This is a genomic window from Kosmotoga arenicorallina S304 (genome assembly GCF_001636545.1).
Taxonomy (GTDB): Bacteria; Thermotogota; Thermotogae; order Petrotogales; family Kosmotogaceae; genus Kosmotoga_B; species Kosmotoga_B arenicorallina.
Map to the genome: position 1 here is coordinate 1 of NZ_JFHK01000002.1, position 19,178 is coordinate 19,178.

Below are 19,178 nucleotides of genomic sequence, written 5' to 3' on the forward strand. Positions count from 1 at the left end.
ATAGCTTCAATAAAATGGAAAGTTTCAAGATGCTTTTGTCGGAATAAGCCTTTCTTCTACCTCTGCCTTGTTTGTTAACAAAGTTAGAAGGCAAAAGCTTGTCTAATTGCTCAATAATCTTTACAATATCGCTTTTTGTAAGTTCTTGTGGTACCATTTATTTGGGCCTCCTTTCTTATGTTGGGATATTTCAATGGTACCACCATTGGAATTTGGGAGGCCCACTTTTTTCGCGACGCCCTAAATTAATATAGAATAGTTCTAAATAGTAGTATTAATTTATCATTGTGGTATAATATAATTGAAGTAAGTGATTGCCATTTATTTTGCTTTTCACTGCGAGATGAATAGAATTACTTATGAAGATATACCAAAAAAGAAAGGAGTGAGTTAAGATGTTAAAGGAAAAAATGAAAGAAGCCCTGAACAAGCAAGTAAATGAGGAACTCTACTCAGCGTATTTGTATCTATCCATGTCCAGCTATTTTAACTCGATAGGTCTTAAAGGTTTTGCTAACTGGATGATGGTGCAGCATAAAGAAGAAACAGATCACGCCATGAAGATATATAACTACCTGCTGTCACAGGGGGCCGATGTGAAGTTGTTTGCAATTGACGAACCCCCGCATAGCTGGAATTCTCCGCTTCACGCCTTTGAGGAAACATTGAAGCATGAGCAACACATCACCGAATGCATAAATAATCTCGTTGATCTGGCTGAAGAATTAAAGGACAGGGCAACATATAATTTTCTACAATGGTTTATTGACGAACAGGTTGAGGAAGAAGAGAACGATAGAGAAATAATAGACAAATTGAAATTCGTTGGAGACAGCAAAAACGGAATTTTCATGATTGACAATGAGTTAGCGCAAAGAAAATATATTCCATTAATTCAAGGGGAGGTGTGAGAATGACTCAAAAAAGACAGGTGTACAAATGCGAAATTTGCGGAAATATAGTCGAAGTTCTTCACGAAGGGCAGGGGGAGCTTGTTTGTTGTGGACAGCCCATGAAGCTCTTTGAAGAAAAAACCTCGGACACTTCGACAGAAAAGCATGTGCCATTTATTAATTGGGAAGATGGCAAGTATGTGGTTAGAGTAGGAGAAAATGCTTTGCATCCAATGGAGGAAAAACACTATATCGAGTGGATTGAGCTGGTAGTTGATGGCACGGTTCACAGAAAGGAATTAATGCCCGGGGATGCTCCTGAAGCAGTTTTTGAAATTCCACAGGGAAAAGAAATAATAGCAAGGGAATACTGCAACATTCATGGATTATGGGTGAACAAACTATAATAAACATGCATTAAACTTTGGAAAGGAGTGGTGAAATTGAAGTACAGGTGCACTGTTTGTGGATATATTTATGATCCTGAAGCGGGAGATCCAGATAATGGGGTTGAACCGGGAACTGCCTTTGAGAACGTTCCTGAAGACTGGGTATGCCCGCTTTGCGGAGCAAGCAAAGACGATTTCGAACCCATTGAATGAATTCATAATACTAATCGGCATATAGTCAGGCGGGGTCATTCCCGCCTTTTTTACATCAAAAGATACCGGAGACAAAGGTCAATACAGGGGAAACTATTAAAGCCGGCAAGAAATTACCAACTTTGATCTCCTTAATTTCAAGAAGCCTGATTCCCAGAGCAAGTAACGTAAGCCCACCTGTGCCTGAAAAGTCACCAAGATAAGAAGGTTGTTGCAGAAAATTCAGGACAGACGCCAGAGATACAAGACCGCCTTGAACAAGATACACGGATATTGCGGAAAACAGAACGCCCGAACCAAAACTCGCTGCGAGCATAACCGAAGAAATACCATCCATCAACGATTTCAAGAAGATAATTTCATTATTTCCCTCAATACCAGCCTTTATCGAGCCGATAACAGTCATTGGTCCAGCTACGAAAAGAAGCGTAGCTGTTATAAAACCGGTTACGAAATCTTCGCTTTTGTTATTGCCGGTGAGTTTACCGATTTTTGATTCTAACTCAAGGGCTTCTCCGACAATGCCGCCAATTGCCATGCTCCCGAGCACCACGAGAGCGTTGCTATATTCGAAGAACATCTTGATACCAAGCCCGATAGTCAGCAGGCCTATAACTTTAAAGAGTACCTTTCTGTATTTTTCGGAAAGCCACTTTCCACCGAAAATCCCAAGAGAAGAACCTATAAGAACGGCTATTGTATTGACGATTACAGAGATATTAAACATTTATCCACCCCTCTGGATCAAACGCAATAATTTCTCCCGTTTTTCGGAAATGCTCTTTAATTTCCCGAAGGCCTTCTTCAACAATCAAACCAAGATTTCCATACCAGCTTTCAGGTTTATTAAGGAATTCCCTTACATTGGAATGAAAAAACAATTCGCCTTCTTTAAGACCGATTATATCAGATGCAATGTCTAAAAAATACTCGGGCCAGTGGGTGCAAATTACTATTGTTTTGCCTTCTGCTTTTAGCCTTGAAATTATCTCTCTGATACTCACTATTCCGTCCACATCAAGGGATACCGTAGGTTCGTCAAACAATACGATTTCAGGGTTATGAATGATGGAGCTTCCAATTGCTACTCTCCGTGCTTCACCGCCGGATAGAGAAAAGGGTGAGCGCGGCCCGATAACTTCTCCTTCGAGACCAAGGATTTCCATCATTTCCTGAAATCTTTCCGGAATGCTTCCGATTCCAAATTCTCTGGCGGCATAACACACTTCATCTTTGACATTTTCAGAGAAGAAATATTTTTCGGGGTACTGAAAAGAGATGCCTATGAGTTTTCTGGCTATATTGTTTCCGGATTCTGTGATATCTATACCATCTAAGTAAATTTTCCCCAAAGTTGGATGAAAAAGTCCTGCAGCTAATAAGAGAAAAGTCGTTTTGCCAGCTCCATTTGCGCCAAGTATCAGCGAAAGCGAGCCCTTTTCGATTTGCAAGCTGATATTTTTAAGGGAAGCCATGAAAAAAGGGGTGTCAGGATTGTAAAGGAAGCTCACGTTATTGAACTTGATCATGACTTCTCCCTCCATCAAGGGTAATTATCCTGTCACAAAAAACCAGATCTTTCATATTCGTACTTGCTAAAACAACTGTAATCTGCTTTGCACGCAATGATTTCACCAGATTCATCATGCTCCGGCGTTCCATTCTATCAAGCATGCTGAAAGGCTCGTCAAAAAGTAAAATTTCAGGATTCAGGCTCATAATGGCCGCAATCGCCAGCCGTTGCTTCTGACCACCAGAAAGTGTCAAGGTATCCTTTGCCCGGAACTCTTGAAGTCCAAAGGTAGTAAGCGTTTCTTGAAGCCTCTTTTCAACGGTTTCGCAGTTAAGGGCAAGATTTTCGAGGCCAAAGCGGATATCCTCTTCAACAGTTGCCCCTATTATCTGATTATCGGGATTCTGAAAAACATAACCAACTCTGCCCTTAACCTTTATATCTCCATAAAAAACAGGAGGGAATATCCCTGCAATTGCTCTCAGTAGAGTTGTTTTGCCTGTTCCGTTGGATCCATATAGACCCAAATATTCACCGATCTTGACAGTCAGGTTGAAATTCTTAAAAATAATGCTTTTTTCATCATAGCCAGCTCTGGAAATGTCAATAAATATGGCATCAGAACCTGATAGACACATATACCCGAACTCCTCCGGATTTGGCCAAAGTTCTAACATTTCCAAAGACCTCTCGCATCAGTTTTTCCAATCGACTTCCACCTTTGTTGTGAAATGCAACGATCTCCAGTCTTCCGCCCTTTGTGAGAAAAGATGGGGCTTTACAAACAATTTCCTGCCAGACTTTCTTTCCCGCAGCCATTGGTGGATTGCAGAAAATAGCATTGAACTTATGCTCGATCCAGGGTTCATATAAATACCCCTGCCGTATTTCAGCTGAGATGTTGTTATCCCGGGCGTTAATCTTCGCATACCTAACTGCCCTTTCGTTTACATCACTCATAAAAAGAGTTATATCGGGATATTCTTTTTTCAAGGTAATGCCAATCAACCCGTATCCGCAGCCAAGATCAAGCACAAGATCCTTCTCGCTTAATTCTGCATATTCTACAAGCAAAAAGCTTGCCCTGTCAACCTTCCCGAAGGCAAAGACACCGCTCGGGCTCAAAAAGCGGTAGGAATTTCCATTTTTCAGCTTTATCGTTACTTCGCGGGTTTCCAGAGATGAAGAAGGTTTTTGTGTGTAATAATGTTCAAAGGAATCTTCACGCATTATCCTATTTTTCCCAGCTTTCTTCCACCTATTACATGAAAATGCAAATGTTTTACTTCCTGCCCGGCATTCTTCCCTGTATTGAAGAGGGTTCTAAATCCTGTTTCTGATATTCCTTCACTTTCGGCGATTTCTTGAATGAGGTTAAAAAGCTCTCCTAATGCGTTATCGTCAAAAGATGACAATTCAGAAGGCTTTTCAATATGCACTTTTGGGATTATAAGTACATGCGTTGGAGCTATCGGATTTATATCCCTAAACGCCAAGAAATGTTCTGTCTCTCCAACTATTTGAGAAGGAATTTCACCGGATACGATTTTGCAGAAAATGCAATCCATAAATACCCTCCTTTCACTTCTTTCGTTACTTTATATCGAGCATGTGATTCTTCAATATAGTCAACAATATTTCTGCCGGTCTCGTTGAAAATCTACCAAAATTCACACTGAAATCGCGTTCGCTATTTTCATCACACATATCCAGGATTACCTTAAATACAGCAAATGGAATCTTATTCATCTGGCTTACTCTGGCAATAGCGGCTGAATCCATATCAAGGCATAGAGCAGATGTTTGCTTAAAGAGTTCATCGCGCTCTTCTGTGCACTGCACAAGCTTATCGCCTGACACTATTTTTCCGAGCTTGGCTTCCGGGAAAAACTTCTGCACATGTTCTATGGTGCTTGAATCGACTGAAGTTATTCTTGTTGAATTTGATTTTGTAGGCACAATCAGATCATATTCTTGAAATTCCACCCCGGCAACTATATCACCAATTTTTAAGCTCGGATCAAGCGCACCTGCGCCGGAAACCAGCACAACTATACTTGGCGAAAAACGGTCAATCATTTTCTGTGTAACTGCTGAAGCCTCGATTTTCCCTATAAATCCACTGGTAGCGACAACTTCGTTCTGGCCTATTATCCCCCTTGAAAACAAACGACCCATTATTTCCCCCGTTTCCAGCGTAAGCATATTATCAACTATCGGAGCTAATTCTGGAATAAACACGCTCTCTATGAGAAGCATTTGATCACCCCCAATTAAATTATACAATTAAAAAAGGGGGCATAAGCCCCCTAGTATTATCTTGCTTTATTCCTCTTCTTCCTCTTCAGCTGTAGCGTGTGCCAGTTCTTCGTCCCACGCCTTGCTTACCTTTTCGAATTCGTCATCTTCAAGCGAATTCAAAACAATGTTTCCGTCGGCTTCTTCAGATGCCCTGAAGACAACATAAGACTCTTCATCGAAACCTACGATCTCTTCCGCTTCCAGAAAAGCCTCCTGGCATACCCAGTATCGCTTTTCATCGACATCGAGTTGAGCGATTAATGCGAAATTGTGTTCATTACCATCTTCATCAGTAATGGCGAACATATCGAAGTGCTCGTGTTCATGTTCGTGTTCATGGTCATGCGGGTGCCCAAAATCTTTCATTTCTTCCATAAAAATACCTCCGAAGCTAAAAGCATATTTGTTCAAACAATGGTATCATGATATAGAAATAATGGCAATTAAGCCTTTGTTAAGATGCGACATCAAAAGGAGTGAGCCCTGTGCTGGAGCTTGAAAGAAAATATCTTGTGGTAAGTGATGAATTAGAGCATATTTTATGTTGCACAAAAAGGGCATTGTTGATTTCCCAGTGGTATCTATCAGATAAAGAAGATCTCAGAATAAGGGTTCAGGTAAACAAACAAGGCGAAATAATGTGGTTTTCTACCCATAAACGCGGTATCGGCGTAGTGAGAATAGAAAAAGAACGCGAAATTTCGCCTGATGAAACCAGCATGATGTCAAAGAAATTAAAAGCATCACCCGTAGTTGTGAAACTCAGGTGGATATATCCCGGTATCGATTACGAAGCCGTGCTTGATAACTATTATTTCCCGGAATTTGGGTATGTCGCAGAAGTCGAACTCAAGAGGCCAGATGCCAAGATGCCATTTCCCTGGGAACTCTGGAACCTTCCCGAAGAGGTATTTAAGGATGTGAGCGAAAATGAGGAATACACAGCCTGGAAGATTTCCAGAAAACCCGATATTAATTTGATCGCATTTGTAGCCAAAAAAATAAAATCTGAGAACCTGCCTGATATTCAAAAAGAAACTTTCATGAATTTGCTAAAGGGAATCTATTATTAAATAGAAAATTCAAAAAGTCAATATAGCCTTTTAAATAAAATTTATTTTAGCTTTTTCACAAAAGAAGAAATGTTTATTAAGCCTGATGATAGAATTATGACCAGAAAACGAATAGAGGAGGTATTTGGCATTGAGGAAAGAACATACCGGCAACGCATTTCTATTTCTTGCAGCGATATTTATCACTGCACTTGTGGTTTCCAATATCGTATCCTTTAAGCTTATCGAAATTCTTGGTTTTGTGGTTCCTGCTGGCGTGTTTATGTATCCCATTACCTTTGCTTTAACCGACGTAATCTCAGAAGTATACGGCAAAAAGAAGGCGTCACAGGTTGTGGTTGCAGGGTTCTTTTCAGCTGCTATCGTTCCCTTTCTTACCTTCATAGCGGTCCTATTGCCACCTGCTGATTTTTTTAAGGCACAGGAACAGTTCTCAACAGTTCTTGGAGCTATTCCAAGAGTCACACTGGCATCCTTGGTAGCATATCTTACGAGTCAGTGGCATGACGTATGGGCATTCCATTTCTGGAAAAAACTTTCTAAAGGTAAGCATCTCTGGCTTCGAAACAACCTGTCTACAATGGTTTCGCAGTTTATAGACACCGTTGTTTTTATAATAATTGCATTTGCAGGGATTGTCCCATCAACTGTGCTCATGAACATGATATTTTCACAATACCTTTTTAAAATTCTCATCGCTGCTGCTGACACACCCTTTGTCTATCTCGGTGTAAAGGCAATAACAGGGCGTTGGGAAATAAAGGAGGAACACTATGCCGGAAGCTGAAGGAAAAATCTTCAATTTTGAAAGCAAAGAAAAAATAAGGGCCGATTTTCTTGAAGCGGTTCCCTTTGATGGACGAGAGGAATACGTAAAAATTGAAACAGAAGAATTTTCAGCAGTTTGCCCCTTTTCAGGCTTACCAGATATAGCTAAAGTTACCATTGAATATTATCCCGAAGGCGGCAAAATAGTTGAGCTAAAATCCCTGAAATACTATTTTATAAGTTTCAGAAATGTGGGGGTTTATCAGGAAGAAGCTACGAAGATTATCTATGAAGATCTGAAAAAATTGCTTCAAACCAACAGGATAAAAGTTACCATGGTTTATAACATTCGTGGTGGTATCCTGACAACTACATCGATGGGAACCCTCTGAAGATGAGCTTAAAAAAATGCCTCCTTATTTAAGGAGGCATTTTTCGGAAGGGTGCTCAGTCATTTACAGCCAGTAAAATAGCTCTGTTAATAAGCGTTTCAAGATATTCTTGCCTTCCGGAAGGGAGTGCTATGTTCTCCATATCAAGAACGTGCCTTTCAAGAGATCTTAAATCTGTATTTCCTTCTATGATTTCTTTTCCAATTCCTGTTTTAAAACTCAAATATCTCTCTGCAACAACGTTTTCAAATTCCGAACTTATTAATTCCTTCGCAGCCTTCAAGCCTAATGCAAAAGCGTCCATACCGGCAATGTGAGCTGTAAAAAGGTCGGTGATATCAAGCGATTCTCTTCTTATTTTCGCATCAAAATTCAATCCACCGGGTTTTATACCGCCTTTCTTTATTATTTCATACATACCCAATGTTGTTACATATAAATCTGTGGGAAACTGATCGGTATCCCATCCAAGGAACAGGTCGCCCTGATTAGCATCTATGCTTCCAAGCATATCGTTTATCCTTGCATATCTTAACTCGTGATTGAAAGTATGTCCGGCTAATGTTGCGTGATTTACTTCGATGTTAAACTTAAAATGGCCTTCCAGACCATATTTCCTTAAAAAGGCCATTGAAGCTGCCACATCATAGTCATACTGATGCTTTGTGGGTTCCATGGGCTTTGGCTCTATGAGAAACTGTCCCTTAAATCCTATTTCCTTTGCATAATCAACTGCCATTCTTAAAAAACGCGCAAGGTTGTCGAGTTCCAACTCCATATCAGTGTTCAATAATGTTGAATAACCTTCTCTGCCCCCCCAGAAAACATAGCCTTCACCACCAAGCTCTTTTGTTATTTCAAGCGCTTTTTTTACCTGCGCTGCTGCGTATGCAAATACGTCTGCTGAGCATGAGGTCGCTGCGCCATGTGCATATCTTGGGTGGCTAAAGAGGTTTGCCGTTCCCCAAAGAAGCTTCAAGCCCGATTCTTTCATTCTTTCCTTAAGATAATTAACCAATCTGTCCAGAATGGCATTGGTCTCCCTCAATGTCTTCCCTTCCGGGGCAATATCGCGATCGTGGAAGCAGAAATACTCTATTCCCAGCTTTTCGCAAAATTCTACGAGAGCGTCAATCTTCATCAAAGCCTTATCCAGATCGTTTTTCGCATTATCCCAGGGTCTGAAAAACGATGGTGCTCCAAACATATCCTGCCCGGTGCCATTAAACGTGTGCCAGAAAGCGACGGAAAACCTCAAATAATCCTTCATTGTTGTATCTTCAAAGGCTTCATCAGGATTATAAAATTTGAATGCCAGAGGATTTGTACTCCTTTTACCTTCGAACTCTATCCTGTTTACCTCTGGAAAAAATTCCATGTTATCCCTCCTTATATAATTCATCCAACTCCTGAAATCTCTCTTTCAACGATGTGTATAACTTTCTATATAGCTCTATAAAGCTGTTGTAACGCATCGCATTCTCCTGATAAGGTTTAATACTATCTGTAATCTTTATCCAGTTAGATGTGTTGACCCCATGGCTTTCTGCTGCGAGCCTTGCAACCCCATATGCGGCGCCTTCATCAACTGATATTCTTTGTATCGCCTTGTTGAAATTGTCCGAAATAATTTGAGGCCACAATTTGCTTTTAGAGCCTCCACCAACGATCTTAACCATGTTAATTTGATCACCAAGTTTTAAAATCGATTCATATCCATCTCTCAAAGCATAAGCAACCCCTTCATATACAGCTCTCAATAAATCACCGGTATCATTAAACGAGGAAAGCCCAAAGAAAACACCCCGAGCTGATGGATTTCTATGCGGGGTTCTTTCACCATTCAGGTAAGGGAGGAAAATAACTCCATTTGCCCCGACGTTTTTTGAAGAAGCCATTTTCTCAATTTCAGAAAAAGGCATATTTATGGAAAATCTTTTCAAAGTCCAATTTAGCGAATTAGTAGCAGAAAGGATTACAGCCATATGGTAGAAAACATTTTTCTTCACGTGGTTGAAGAGATGTACACCGTGTTTGAAATCAGCCACCGGTTTATCCAATACAGTAACCACAGTGCCCGAAGTTCCAAGGCTGACCATTGTGTCACCCGATGTTTCAACGCCACAGCCATATGCGGCTGCTGCATTGTCCGCGCCGCCTTGTACAACAACAGTATCGGATAATTCACTGAACTCCATCGCATTTATTTTCCCAACAGCCTCACCAGAACTAATTACAGCTGGCAACCTTCTTTCGTCAATTCCCAGGATATCCAGTATCTTCTCGTCATATTTGCCAGAAATCGGTGAATATATACTCGTTCCTGAGGCATCAGAAGGCTCTGTGGTTATGCTTCCAGTTAGTTTGAAGATTATAAAATCCTTCGGTAACATAAAGTAGCGGGCTCTTTGATATATCTCAGACTCATTTTCTTTCATCCATAATATTTTTGGGGCGGTGAACCCGGTCAAAATAGGGTTGCCTAAAGCTTTAATTACCTTCTCTTCTCCACCGTATCTATCAGTCAATTCTTCGCATTGCCTTTTTGTCCGCTGGTCACACCAGAGAATTGAAGGATGCAAAACCCTCCTGGAAGAATCAAGAACAACAAGGCTGTGCATTTGCCCGCTAACAGCCAGTGTCGAAATAGGTTCGCGTGCTTCTGCAATAACTTCTTTTAATACAGTAACTGTTGCGCTCCACCATTCATTGGGGTCTTGCTCCGACCAACCCGGTCTTGGTGTTTGAAGGGATAAAGAAACACTCTTCTTTGCAACGATATTCCCGTTGTTGTCAACTAATATGGCTTTTACCGATGAAGTACCAACATCGATACCTGCAAATAACACTTTAATCCCACCCATAATTCATATTAGACTTCTCTTATAAAATATCTTTAATCTTTTCTAAAAACAAATCTTTTTACCGCTTATAAGGAGCATTAAGAATAGCTGAGAGTCGATTATCAGGTTTTTTTATTAATTTATGTAAGCAATCAATTAATGTAGATTTTGTGTTTTTCAGCATCTGCGAAAATTGCAGATATTTGGCCTTAATGCTGTTTATTTCCTTATAGAAAAGACTATTAGTTGATGATTGGTTTTTAGATATAAGAAATATTTTACTATAATCAAAGCGATATTTGATTGATTATATCAATTAATAGTAGGTGAGCAGATGGTTAGAGCCAAACACAATTACAAAAACCTGGCAAAAATAAACAGAAAGCTCGTTCTGAACCTTTTACGCAGAGAATCGTTGACAAACAGAAAAGCTCTGGCAAAACTCTCGGGGCTCGATCCCAGCACAATAACGAAAATAATTAGGGAGTTTATGAACCGAAACCTTTGTATAGAGACACAGCCGGAAATTTCCGGAAAAGTGGGGCGACGGACAATCGGTTTGAAGTTATCCAAGAATGCATATAAATCGGTTGTTGTAAGAGTAGGCGTTCAAGTAACAGAAGTCGCAGTGGGTTACTTTGACGGTTCCATTGAACATGTTGATACTGTAAGAAGTGTCAATAATATCGGCAAATTTGTCGAAAAAATAAGAAAGACAGTCTATCCAATTGTAGAAAAAATCGATCCCGAAAGGTTTCTGGGAATATCTATATCAATTCCGGGTATGGTTGATATCGAAAACAATTACATAATCGATGTCCCACATCTGGGTTGGAGAGATGTAGATCTTTCTGAGCATCTGGAAGGTAATATCCCTATTTATATAGACAACGAAGCAAACCTATCAATAATCGCTGAGAAATGGAAGAACCCACTAATAAAGCCAACTGAAAATGTGGTTTTTGTTTATCTGTCTGAAGGAATTGGATGTGGTGTGATTATTAACGGGCAAATTTACAGAGGGACTTTTTTCAACGCCGGGGAACTCGGGCACATGACAATAGATTTCAACGGCAAGGAATGCTATTGCGGAAACAGAGGGTGCTGGGAAACTCTCGCTTCCACTGAAGCTATTGTCCGTGAGTACGAAAGAAAAATTGCAAAGCTTGAGGGTTCAAGTTATAACGATAAATTCACTTCGCTCATTTCACTATCTGAAAATAACGAAAATGCCCTTGCGTTCCTAAAAAAAGAAGAAGCTTATTTGACGGCCGGCATAACAAATATTGTAAATGGCTTAAGTCCGGAATACATAATATTGGGTGGTTGGGGCTCCATCCTGAGTGATGAATCCGTAAGACGTATTGAAAATAAAGTAAATAGCATGGTACTTCATACCGCAAAAAACAAAATCAAGATAATGAAAAGCCTTTTGGATAGCAAAGAACAGGGTTTAGCAGCAATAACAGGCGCGGCTCTGATGATTGTTGACCGAAGCCTTGAAAACATAATATGAATATAACATACTCCAAGGAGGGATATTGATGATTCAGGGTCATTTTTTTGAAGAAGGGAAAAAACTTAAATATGGAATGGTTGGAGGAGGCCCCGGTTCTTTCATAGGGCCAGTTCATAGGGCTGCAATTGCTATGAATGGACAGGCACAAATAGTCGCCGGCTCCTTCTCACCGATTTTTGAAGAAACGCTTATGACAGCTAAAGAACTGGGTATATCCGAAGACAGAGCGTATAAATCGTTCGAAGAGATGGCTGAAAAAGAGGCCCAACGTGATGATGGAATAGATTTCGTATCCATAACAGTCCCGAATTACTTGCATTATAAAGTTGCAAAAGCTTTTCTGGAAAAGGGAATAAATGTAGTATGCGAAAAGCCGTTGTGTTTCACTATTGAAGAGGCTGAGGAACTAATGGATTTAGCGGCAAAAAATGATGTTGAATTCATGGTCACCTATACTTACACCGGATACCCCATGGTTAGAGAAGCGCGTGAGCTTGTTCGAAAAAATATCCTTGGTGATATACGGCTAATAATAGCTGAATACCCTCAAGGATGGCTTGCCGAACCAATTGAAAAAGAGGGTCAGACACAGGCCAGCTGGAGAACGGATCCTAAATATGCAGGAATCTCCAATTGTGTTGGGGATATTGGAACACATATAGAAAATCTCGCACATTTCATAACAAATCTTGAAATCACCTCGCTTTCAGCAAGGCTGGAAACTTTCGTTGAAGGCAGGAGACTCGACGACAACGCTTTCATATTGCTCAAATATGAAAACAATGCAAGTGGAAGTTACTGGCCTTCACAGGTAGCAATCGGGAATGAAAATGGCTTGAAAATAAGGATATACGGTACCAAAGGTTCTCTCGAATGGGAACAGGAGCATCCCAACTTTTTGAAGCTATCTTTGATAGGAGAACCGCTAAAAATACTTTCAAGAGGGAACGATTACCTTTCAGAATCTGCCCAAATGTATACAAGATTGCCATCGGGGCATCCCGAAGGATATTTTGAAGCTTTTGCTAACCTATACAGAAGCTTCTGTAATAAGCTATCAGCCAAAAAAACCGGGGAAAAGTCTGATGAGTTATTCCCTACAGTTATTGATGGAGCACGTGGCGTTAAATTTGTTCATGATTGTGTAAAGAGCAGCAACAAAGGTGGAGAATGGATAGATGCTTCTTTCAAAATTGGAGGTGAAGATTAATGCGCCCGGTTACAATCTTTACGGGTCAGTGGGCTGACTTACCCTTTGAAGAAATGTGTCGACTTGCTTCAGAATGGGGTTATGACGGGCTTGAAATAGCCTGCTGGGGTGACCACCTTGATCCCAAAAAAGCTGCAAGCGATGATGGTTATGTAAGGGAAAAGAAAGAAATACTAGCAAGATATAACTTGAATGTATGGGCTATTGGTAACCATCTTGCCGGGCAGTTAGTGGGTAGCAGGAATACAAAGCGCTTTGAGGTATTTGCGCCAAAAGAAACTCATGGAAATCCTGAAAAAATGAGGCAATGGGCAATTGAAGAAATGAAAGCAACTGCCATTGCTGCAAAGGCTCTTGGAGCTGAAGTTGTAACAGGGTTTATGGGTTCTACTATCTGGGAAGCCTGGTATTCTTTCCCGCCTGTTTCGGATGAATTCATAAATAATGGGTTCAAATATGTGGCGGATCTCTGGGATCCAATACTGAAAGTATTTGAAGAAAATAACGTTAAATTTGCTTTAGAAGTACACCCTACTGAAATTGCCTTTGATTATTACACCGCAGAAAAACTCCTGACTTATATTGATAGACCATCTTTTGGATTTAATTTTGATCCCAGCCATCTACACTGGCAGGGTGTAAAGCCACACCTCTTTATTTATGACTTTGCCGATAGAATTTTCCATGTGCATATGAAAGACGCTACAGTAAACCTTGATGGAAAAACTGGAATTCTTGGTTCGCATATTACTTTCGGTGATCATAGAAGGGGCTGGAATTTTGTTTCTCTTGGACACGGCGATGTTGACTTTGAAAAGATAATCAGAGCATTAAACGATATTGGCTACACGGGTCCTTTATCAGTTGAATGGGAAGATTCAGGTATGGATAGGCTCCATGGAGCAAAAGAGGCACTGGAATTTGTGCGAAGGATAGACTTCCCGAAGTCTCAACTTGCTTTTGATGATTCAATGAAAAATGATTGAGGTGGAACTGTGGATAATAACATCATCCTGAAGACAAAGGGAATTGCAAAGGAATTTTCAGGTGTTAGAGTCTTAAACAACATAAATATAGAGATAGAATCAGGAGAAATCTTTGGCATTATAGGTGAAAACGGTGCCGGAAAATCCACCTTTGTCAAAATACTCACTGGCATTTACACTCCGACAGAGGGAAAAATTTATTTTAATGGAGAAGAGATCCAGCTCGAAACGCCATTAGATGCCCGTAATGCCGGGATCACAATGATTCCTCAGGAATTCAATCTAATAAATGACCTGAATGTGTACGAAAACATTTTCCTGGGGAATGAAAGAAAAAACAGAATTTTGCTGAATAAAAAAGAGATGATTAGAAGAACCGAAGAGCTCCTCTCTGAACTTAAAGTTAGCATCCCCGCTACGGAAAGAATTGACAAATTAAGTGTCGCACAAAAACAAATGGTGGAGATTGCAAAAGCCCTTGCCTTTGATTCTAAACTGCTTATCCTCGATGAACCTACAACTGTTCTCACACGGCGCGAAATCGACATACTTTTTGGAATTATGCGACAATTAAAATCCCGCGGGGTGACGATGATATACATTTCTCACAAACTTAGCGAAGTCAAAGAAATTTGCGATCGTGTGATGGTTCTCAGAGATGGCGAAATGATAACAATTGAGCATACAGATGATATTGACGAAAAAGAAATGGCCAGAAGCATGATAGGAAGAGAATTGTCACAGGTATTTCCTGAAAAAGTTGTCCCGAAAGACAATACTGTCCTCGAAGTTGAAAAATTGAGCAGTGCCGATGGCCTTCTTAAAGATATTTCCTTTGACTTGAAAGAAGGGGAAATACTGGGTTTTGCCGGTCTCGTCGGTGCAGGAAGAACGGAGCTTGCAGAGGCATTAATAGGAATCAGAAAGAGAAAGCATGGAAGTATAATTATCAAAGGTAAAGCATGCAACATAAAGAGCCCTGCTGATGCGTTGAAGCATGGTATTGCGTATCTTTCAGAAGACAGACAGGGAATCGGTATATTGACAAACTTTGATATCCCTTCTAACATCACACTTCCGTCATTAAAACATTATTTGCGAGGAATTCTCATAAACAAAAAGAAGGAACAGGAGAAAACCGCTCAGTACATCAAACGCTTTAATATCAGAGCAGCTTCTTTGAAATCCAAATTGGAGTACCTGAGTGGTGGAAATCAGCAAAAGGTTTCCCTTGCAAAATCCCTGGACACCGGCCCTGAAATTTTCATCATAGATGAGCCCACAAGAGGAATAGATGTTAATGCAAAAAGAGAGATCTATTTCTTTATCAACGAGCTTGTTCAAACAGGAATTTCCTGCATAGTAATCTCATCAGAATTGGAGGAAATCATAGGGCTTTGTAACAGAGTGGTTGTGATGCGTGAGGGAAAAATCACCGGAATTCTTGAAGGCGAACATATAAATGAAGAAGAGATAATGTTCCATGCCACCGGTTTGAAGGGAGTTGCATAATATGTCAGCAAAAAGTGTTATTAAAAAAATCGATTTTGAAAAATATGGTTCTCTGTTTGCTTTTGTTGTGTTATTTATCATTTCCTCTTTCGCAAGCCCATATTTCCTTCAACTCCAAAATATCCTAAATATTTTAAGGCAAGTCTCTTATACGGGAATAATAGCTCTGGGCATGACTTTTGTAATCATAGGCGGTGGTATTGATCTTTCGGTTGGTTCTATGACAGCACTTGTTGGAGGTATTTCAATTCTCTCACTTAATTCGGCGATGAACTTCTTTGGATATGGTTATTGGAATGAAATAATGGCAATTATTGTCGCTGTGATTGTTAGTATTGCCTTAGGTGCTGCTGCAGGGGCTCTCAATGGTGTTGCTATAACTAAAGGTAGAATAGCTCCTTTTATCGTAACTCTCGGTACAATGGCAATTTACAGATCTCTCGCCCTATATATAGGTAAAGCAGGTGTCTTCAGATCAGATAGCTATATGTATCCAGAACTTGGCATGGGTTATTTCCTTGGAGTACCTATACCTGTCTGGGTATTTTTTGGAATGGCAGTTCTGTTCCATATCATTTTGAACTGGACAAGGTATGGACGATATATCTGTGCGGTCGGCTCAAACCAAAAAGTTGCGAGATATTCTGCAATAAAAGTGAATTTTGTTCGTTTTATATCCTATGTAATGGTAGGCGTAACCGTTGGTGTATCCGCTGTTTTCTTGACCTCAAGACTGAATTCCATAAGTTCTACGAATGGTGGTTCGGGATATGAGCTTGATGCGATAGCTGCCGTGATTATCGGTGGCACCCCTATGACAGGGGGTAGCGGAACAATATTCGGGACGGTAATCGGCGCTATTATCCTCGGAATGATAAACAATATGCTTAACATGTTAGGCGTATCACCTTATTTACAGGGAACTGTAAAGGGTATAGTCATCATTGGTGCTGTGTTGATACAGAGAAAAAGGTCCCAATAACTTGCCCATTAGGGCTATTATGGAGGTGGGGAAACATGAAACGTTTTTTGGTGGTGTTACTCGCAGTGTTGCTAGTTGCATCAATAGGCATGGCAAAAGACAAGATCAAAATCGGTGTATCAATCCCTTCTGCTGATCATGGGTGGACAGGTGGCATCGTTTGGTGGGCTCAGAAGGCAATAGCAGACTGGGAAGCAAAAGATCCAGATATTGAATTCTTCCTTGTGACTGCTGATTCCCCTGCCAAACAGGTCGGAGACGTTGAAGACCTTATGGTTAAAGGTATCGATGCACTTGTTATTCTTGCCCATGATTCAGAACCCCTCACACCAATAGTTGAAAGGGTTCACAACAAGGGAATACTCGTTGTATCAGTTGACAGAGGCCTTACAAAGCCTGTTGAGGATATCTACATCGCTGGTGACAATCCTGGCCTTGGGAGAGTTTCTGCTGAATGGCTTGCCAAGGAACTCAATTACAAGGGCGATATCGTTGTTCTTGAAGGTATTCCATGTGTAATTAACACTGAAAGGGTAAATGCCTTCATGGAAGTAATGAAGAAATACCCGAAGATCAGGATTCTTGACTCGCAACCGGCTTACTGGCAGACGGAAAAAGGACTAGAAATAATGGAAAATTATCTCCAGAAATATCCCAAGATTGATGCCGTATGGGCGCAGGATGACGATGTGCTCAAAGGAGTTCTTCAGGCCTATAAAGAATCTGGAAGAAACGACATAAAAGTTATGCTTGGTGGAGCCGGTGCCAAGGAAATCATTAAGATGGTTATGGATGGCGATCCACTTGTTAGAGCTGACGTTACATATCCACCTTCAATGATTGCCACAGGAATCAGCCTCGCAGTTATGTCTCTCCGCGGAGAAAAACTGAATGGCTTCTACCAGCAACAGATACCTTCAAAGATCATCCTGGCGGCAGAACTCGTTACCCCTGAAAACGCAGCAAATTACTACGAACCTGACTCAATATTCTGATACTGTAAAAGCTTTTAGATAAAACGGGCGGTTCCTCCGCCCGTTTTTGCATATAAATACTCAAGGATGGACATCATCTCCAAAATCATGCCCATTCCCATCATGACACCCGAAGATGCCTTTATGAAAGGCAAGCTTGAGAAATGACTTTTTCAGTTGATTGATTGTCCTTATAAGTGCTTCCGAAAGTTTCTTCACGAATATTTCTTTCTTCTTTTGGGCAGAGTTTTGCACTTTAATCGTGCAAAAATTCACATTATGTTTTCATCTTCTTTTTTCTCCCGTAATTCATGAACTTAAAAAACATCTTAGAATTATCGTGAAATAATTCACGGGAGGTGAAAACCATGTGGGAAAGTAAAGTTGACATCTACAATGTCTTTGAACTGAGAGGGAGGACCCTGTGTTATTTCGGTGTTGGAGCAATTAACAAAATCAAAGATATAGCAGAGGAATTAAAGAAAAAGGGCGTTAGTAAAGCCATAGTGATAACCGATGAGATCGCATATACTGTTACAGGCGCAAAAGATGTTGTTGAAGAGGCTTTCAGGAATGCTGGAATTGAGTGGACAGTGTTCACCGATATAACCCCAAATCCCACAGTTGAACAGATAGATATTGCAACAGACCTCGGAAAATCCTTTGGGGCAGAAGTAGTTGTTGGAATAGGTGGTGGAAGTCCAATTGATTCTGCAAAGAGTGTCGCGATACTCCTTGAATATACGGATAAAGATGCCACAGAGCTCTATGAACAAAAATTTGTTCCCGAAAAGGCAAAGCCAATAATCGCAATCAACACCACCCATGGAACGGGAACTGAAGTTGACAGGTTCGCTGTGGCATCTATACTCGAGAAAGATTACAAGCCGGCTCTTGCATATGACTGTATTTACCCGACATATGCGATAGACGATCCTGCACTTATGAAAACACTTCCTTATAACCAGACAAAGTTCACAGCCATTGACGCAATAAATCACGTTACAGAAGCTGCAACCACGCTTGTGGCAAGCCCATATTCGATCCTTCTTGCTAAGGAGACTATCAGGCTAATTTCCAGATACTTACCACAGGCTCTTGCACATCCTGATGACCTTGTAGCAAGATATTATCTTTTGTACGCTTCTGCAATTGCAGGCATTTCCTTTGATAACGGCTTGCTGCACTTCACACACGCTCTGGAGCATCCGTTAAGTGCACTAAAACCTGATCTTGCTCATGGCCTTGGGCTTGCGATTCTTCTTCCTGCTGTTGTTAAGGCGATATATCCCGCAGTACCCGAAGTGCTTGCAGAGATATATGAACCCATAGTTCCCGGTCTCAAAGGCATACCGGGAGAAGCTGATAAAGTGGCAAAAGGTATTGAGAAGTGGCTGTTTGATTTGGGAATCACTGAAAAGCTTGTGGATGTAGGATTTTCTGAAAATGATATTCCCAAATTGGTAGAATTGGCATTAAATACACCTTCATTAGGATTATTACTTAGCCAGGCACCCATTAAAGCAACCGAGCAAACCATTGAAAAGATCTACAGAGAGTCTCTTAAACCCCTCGCATAAGGCAGGCACCAAGCACTCCCCAAAAGGCCG

23 protein-coding genes are annotated in these 19,178 nt (G+C 40.7%); 13 read left to right on the forward strand and 10 right to left on the reverse strand.

Annotated features, from left to right (window positions below):
• Positions 1-395: 395 nt before the first annotated feature.
• From AT15_RS00200 to rd, 3 genes are read left to right on the forward strand one after another with little or no spacing between them, the layout of a single operon-like run.
• Complete coding sequence (locus tag AT15_RS00200; protein WP_068345177.1) at positions 396-911, forward strand: ferritin; 516 nt, start codon at positions 396-398, stop codon at positions 909-911.
• A gap of 2 nt (positions 912-913) precedes the next feature.
• The gene (locus AT15_RS00205) at positions 914-1,300 is read left to right on the forward strand and encodes a desulfoferrodoxin (protein WP_068345178.1); all 387 of its coding nucleotides are present in this window, start codon (positions 914-916) and stop codon (positions 1,298-1,300) included.
• A 36-nt stretch (positions 1,301-1,336) separates the two neighbouring features.
• Positions 1,337-1,495 carry a rubredoxin gene (rd, locus tag AT15_RS00210; protein ID WP_068345180.1) on the forward strand — a complete coding sequence of 53 codons (159 nt, stop codon included), beginning with the start codon at positions 1,337-1,339 and terminating at the stop codon, positions 1,493-1,495.
• A 55-nt stretch (positions 1,496-1,550) separates the two neighbouring features.
• Here rd and AT15_RS00215 read toward each other — a convergent pair whose 3' ends face one another.
• From AT15_RS00215 to AT15_RS00245, 7 genes are all read right to left on the reverse strand, one after another.
• Complete coding sequence (locus AT15_RS00215; protein ID WP_068345183.1) at positions 1,551-2,222, reverse strand: DUF554 domain-containing protein; 672 nt, start codon at positions 2,220-2,222, stop codon at positions 1,551-1,553.
• Entirely contained in the window at positions 2,215-3,024 is an 810-nt protein-coding gene (locus AT15_RS00220; protein ID WP_068345185.1) for an energy-coupling factor ABC transporter ATP-binding protein, read from the reverse strand. Before AT15_RS00220 ends, AT15_RS00215 begins: the two co-directional genes overlap by 8 nt.
• Positions 3,008-3,685: an energy-coupling factor ABC transporter ATP-binding protein gene (locus AT15_RS00225; RefSeq protein ID WP_084251358.1), complete on the reverse strand. Its 678-nt coding sequence runs from the start codon at positions 3,683-3,685 to the stop codon at positions 3,008-3,010. The genes AT15_RS00220 and AT15_RS00225 overlap by 17 nt, the downstream gene beginning before the upstream one ends.
• Positions 3,627-4,238, reverse strand: coding sequence for a class I SAM-dependent methyltransferase (locus tag AT15_RS00230; protein ID WP_068345194.1), 612 nt, complete (start codon positions 4,236-4,238; stop codon positions 3,627-3,629). The genes AT15_RS00225 and AT15_RS00230 overlap by 59 nt, the downstream gene beginning before the upstream one ends.
• Positions 4,238-4,576 carry a histidine triad nucleotide-binding protein gene (locus tag AT15_RS00235; RefSeq protein WP_068345196.1) on the reverse strand — a complete coding sequence of 113 codons (339 nt, stop codon included), beginning with the start codon at positions 4,574-4,576 and terminating at the stop codon, positions 4,238-4,240. The genes AT15_RS00230 and AT15_RS00235 overlap by 1 nt, the downstream gene beginning before the upstream one ends.
• A gap of 25 nt (positions 4,577-4,601) precedes the next feature.
• Positions 4,602-5,267, reverse strand: a complete 666-nt coding sequence (locus AT15_RS00240; RefSeq protein ID WP_068345198.1) for a 5'-methylthioadenosine/S-adenosylhomocysteine nucleosidase — start codon at positions 5,265-5,267, stop codon at positions 4,602-4,604.
• Positions 5,268-5,333: 66 nt separating this feature from the next.
• Positions 5,334-5,684 (reverse strand): DUF1292 domain-containing protein, encoded by a 351-nt coding sequence (locus tag AT15_RS00245; protein ID WP_084251359.1) that lies wholly within the window; start codon positions 5,682-5,684, stop codon positions 5,334-5,336.
• Between the two features lie 110 nt (positions 5,685-5,794).
• On the opposite strand from AT15_RS00245, the gene AT15_RS00250 reads away from it, so the two are divergent.
• The 3 genes from AT15_RS00250 to queF all read left to right on the forward strand — a co-directional run bounded on the left by AT15_RS00250 (position 5,795) and on the right by queF (position 7,542).
• Positions 5,795-6,382 (forward strand): CYTH domain-containing protein, encoded by a 588-nt coding sequence (locus AT15_RS00250; RefSeq protein WP_068345199.1) that lies wholly within the window; start codon positions 5,795-5,797, stop codon positions 6,380-6,382.
• A 130-nt stretch (positions 6,383-6,512) separates the two neighbouring features.
• The gene (locus AT15_RS00255) at positions 6,513-7,169 is read left to right on the forward strand and encodes a queuosine precursor transporter (RefSeq protein ID WP_068345200.1); all 657 of its coding nucleotides are present in this window, start codon (positions 6,513-6,515) and stop codon (positions 7,167-7,169) included.
• The gene (gene queF / locus AT15_RS00260) at positions 7,156-7,542 is read left to right on the forward strand and encodes a preQ(1) synthase (RefSeq protein ID WP_068345201.1); all 387 of its coding nucleotides are present in this window, start codon (positions 7,156-7,158) and stop codon (positions 7,540-7,542) included. The genes AT15_RS00255 and queF overlap by 14 nt, the downstream gene beginning before the upstream one ends.
• A 55-nt stretch (positions 7,543-7,597) precedes the next feature.
• Here the strand turns inward: queF and xylA are convergent, their stop codons facing one another.
• The gene (xylA, locus tag AT15_RS00265) at positions 7,598-8,920 is read right to left on the reverse strand and encodes a xylose isomerase (protein ID WP_068345203.1); all 1,323 of its coding nucleotides are present in this window, start codon (positions 8,918-8,920) and stop codon (positions 7,598-7,600) included.
• A 1-nt stretch (position 8,921) separates the two neighbouring features.
• Positions 8,922-10,391 (reverse strand): xylulokinase, encoded by a 1,470-nt coding sequence (gene xylB / locus AT15_RS00270; RefSeq protein WP_235598463.1) that lies wholly within the window; start codon positions 10,389-10,391, stop codon positions 8,922-8,924.
• 328 nt (positions 10,392-10,719) lie between these two features.
• Between xylB and AT15_RS00275 the strand changes: the two genes are divergently transcribed.
• The 6 genes from AT15_RS00275 to AT15_RS00300 are packed head-to-tail and all read left to right on the forward strand — an operon-like array spanning position 10,720 to position 17,589.
• The gene (locus AT15_RS00275; RefSeq protein WP_068345207.1) at positions 10,720-11,901 is read left to right on the forward strand and encodes an ROK family protein; all 1,182 of its coding nucleotides are present in this window, start codon (positions 10,720-10,722) and stop codon (positions 11,899-11,901) included.
• A gap of 28 nt (positions 11,902-11,929) precedes the next feature.
• On the forward strand, positions 11,930-13,114 hold the full coding sequence (locus tag AT15_RS00280; RefSeq protein ID WP_068345210.1) for a Gfo/Idh/MocA family protein: 1,185 nt from the start codon (positions 11,930-11,932) through the stop codon (positions 13,112-13,114).
• Positions 13,114-14,100, forward strand: a complete 987-nt coding sequence (locus AT15_RS00285) for a sugar phosphate isomerase/epimerase family protein (protein ID WP_068345217.1) — start codon at positions 13,114-13,116, stop codon at positions 14,098-14,100. Before AT15_RS00280 ends, AT15_RS00285 begins: the two co-directional genes overlap by 1 nt.
• Before the next feature lie 9 nt (positions 14,101-14,109).
• Positions 14,110-15,612: a sugar ABC transporter ATP-binding protein gene (locus AT15_RS00290; protein ID WP_068345219.1), complete on the forward strand. Its 1,503-nt coding sequence runs from the start codon at positions 14,110-14,112 to the stop codon at positions 15,610-15,612.
• A gap of 1 nt (position 15,613) precedes the next feature.
• Positions 15,614-16,594, forward strand: a complete 981-nt coding sequence (locus AT15_RS00295) for an ABC transporter permease (RefSeq protein ID WP_068345222.1) — start codon at positions 15,614-15,616, stop codon at positions 16,592-16,594.
• 35 nt (positions 16,595-16,629) lie between these two features.
• Positions 16,630-17,589: an ABC transporter substrate-binding protein gene (locus AT15_RS00300; RefSeq protein ID WP_068345224.1), complete on the forward strand. Its 960-nt coding sequence runs from the start codon at positions 16,630-16,632 to the stop codon at positions 17,587-17,589.
• Between the two features lie 60 nt (positions 17,590-17,649).
• Here AT15_RS00300 and AT15_RS10235 read toward each other — a convergent pair whose 3' ends face one another.
• Entirely contained in the window at positions 17,650-17,787 is a 138-nt protein-coding gene (locus AT15_RS10235; RefSeq protein ID WP_161484638.1) for a hypothetical protein, read from the reverse strand.
• A 149-nt stretch (positions 17,788-17,936) separates the two neighbouring features.
• On the opposite strand from AT15_RS10235, the gene AT15_RS00310 reads away from it, so the two are divergent.
• Entirely contained in the window at positions 17,937-19,148 is a 1,212-nt protein-coding gene (locus tag AT15_RS00310) for an iron-containing alcohol dehydrogenase (protein WP_068345227.1), read from the forward strand.
• Positions 19,149-19,178: the final 30 nt, after the last annotated feature.

What these genes read in the sequence shown, in the direction of transcription:
- AT15_RS00235 (WP_068345196.1), bottom strand. Translation starts at nt 4,576, where the DNA reads ATGGATTGCATTTTCTGCAAAATCGTATCCGGTGAAATTCCTTCTCAA.
- AT15_RS00275 (WP_068345207.1), top strand. Translation starts at nt 10,720, where the DNA reads ATGGTTAGAGCCAAACACAATTACAAAAACCTGGCAAAAATAAACAGA.
- AT15_RS00295 (WP_068345222.1), top strand. Translation starts at nt 15,614, where the DNA reads ATGTCAGCAAAAAGTGTTATTAAAAAAATCGATTTTGAAAAATATGGT.
- AT15_RS00200 (WP_068345177.1), top strand. Translation starts at nt 396, where the DNA reads ATGTTAAAGGAAAAAATGAAAGAAGCCCTGAACAAGCAAGTAAATGAG.
- AT15_RS00220 (WP_068345185.1), bottom strand. Translation starts at nt 3,024, where the DNA reads ATGATCAAGTTCAATAACGTGAGCTTCCTTTACAATCCTGACACCCCT.
- xylA (WP_068345203.1), bottom strand. Translation starts at nt 8,920, where the DNA reads ATGGAATTTTTTCCAGAGGTAAACAGGATAGAGTTCGAAGGTAAAAGG.
- AT15_RS00215 (WP_068345183.1), bottom strand. Translation starts at nt 2,222, where the DNA reads ATGTTTAATATCTCTGTAATCGTCAATACAATAGCCGTTCTTATAGGT.
- AT15_RS00280 (WP_068345210.1), top strand. Translation starts at nt 11,930, where the DNA reads ATGATTCAGGGTCATTTTTTTGAAGAAGGGAAAAAACTTAAATATGGA.
- AT15_RS00240 (WP_068345198.1), bottom strand. Translation starts at nt 5,267, where the DNA reads ATGCTTCTCATAGAGAGCGTGTTTATTCCAGAATTAGCTCCGATAGTT.
- AT15_RS00230 (WP_068345194.1), bottom strand. Translation starts at nt 4,238, where the DNA reads ATGCGTGAAGATTCCTTTGAACATTATTACACACAAAAACCTTCTTCA.
- AT15_RS00205 (WP_068345178.1), top strand. Translation starts at nt 914, where the DNA reads ATGACTCAAAAAAGACAGGTGTACAAATGCGAAATTTGCGGAAATATA.
- queF (WP_068345201.1), top strand. Translation starts at nt 7,156, where the DNA reads ATGCCGGAAGCTGAAGGAAAAATCTTCAATTTTGAAAGCAAAGAAAAA.
- AT15_RS00225 (WP_084251358.1), bottom strand. Translation starts at nt 3,685, where the DNA reads ATGTTAGAACTTTGGCCAAATCCGGAGGAGTTCGGGTATATGTGTCTA.
- AT15_RS00300 (WP_068345224.1), top strand. Translation starts at nt 16,630, where the DNA reads ATGAAACGTTTTTTGGTGGTGTTACTCGCAGTGTTGCTAGTTGCATCA.
- AT15_RS00245 (WP_084251359.1), bottom strand. Translation starts at nt 5,684, where the DNA reads ATGGAAGAAATGAAAGATTTTGGGCACCCGCATGACCATGAACACGAA.
- AT15_RS00285 (WP_068345217.1), top strand. Translation starts at nt 13,114, where the DNA reads ATGCGCCCGGTTACAATCTTTACGGGTCAGTGGGCTGACTTACCCTTT.
- AT15_RS00310 (WP_068345227.1), top strand. Translation starts at nt 17,937, where the DNA reads ATGTGGGAAAGTAAAGTTGACATCTACAATGTCTTTGAACTGAGAGGG.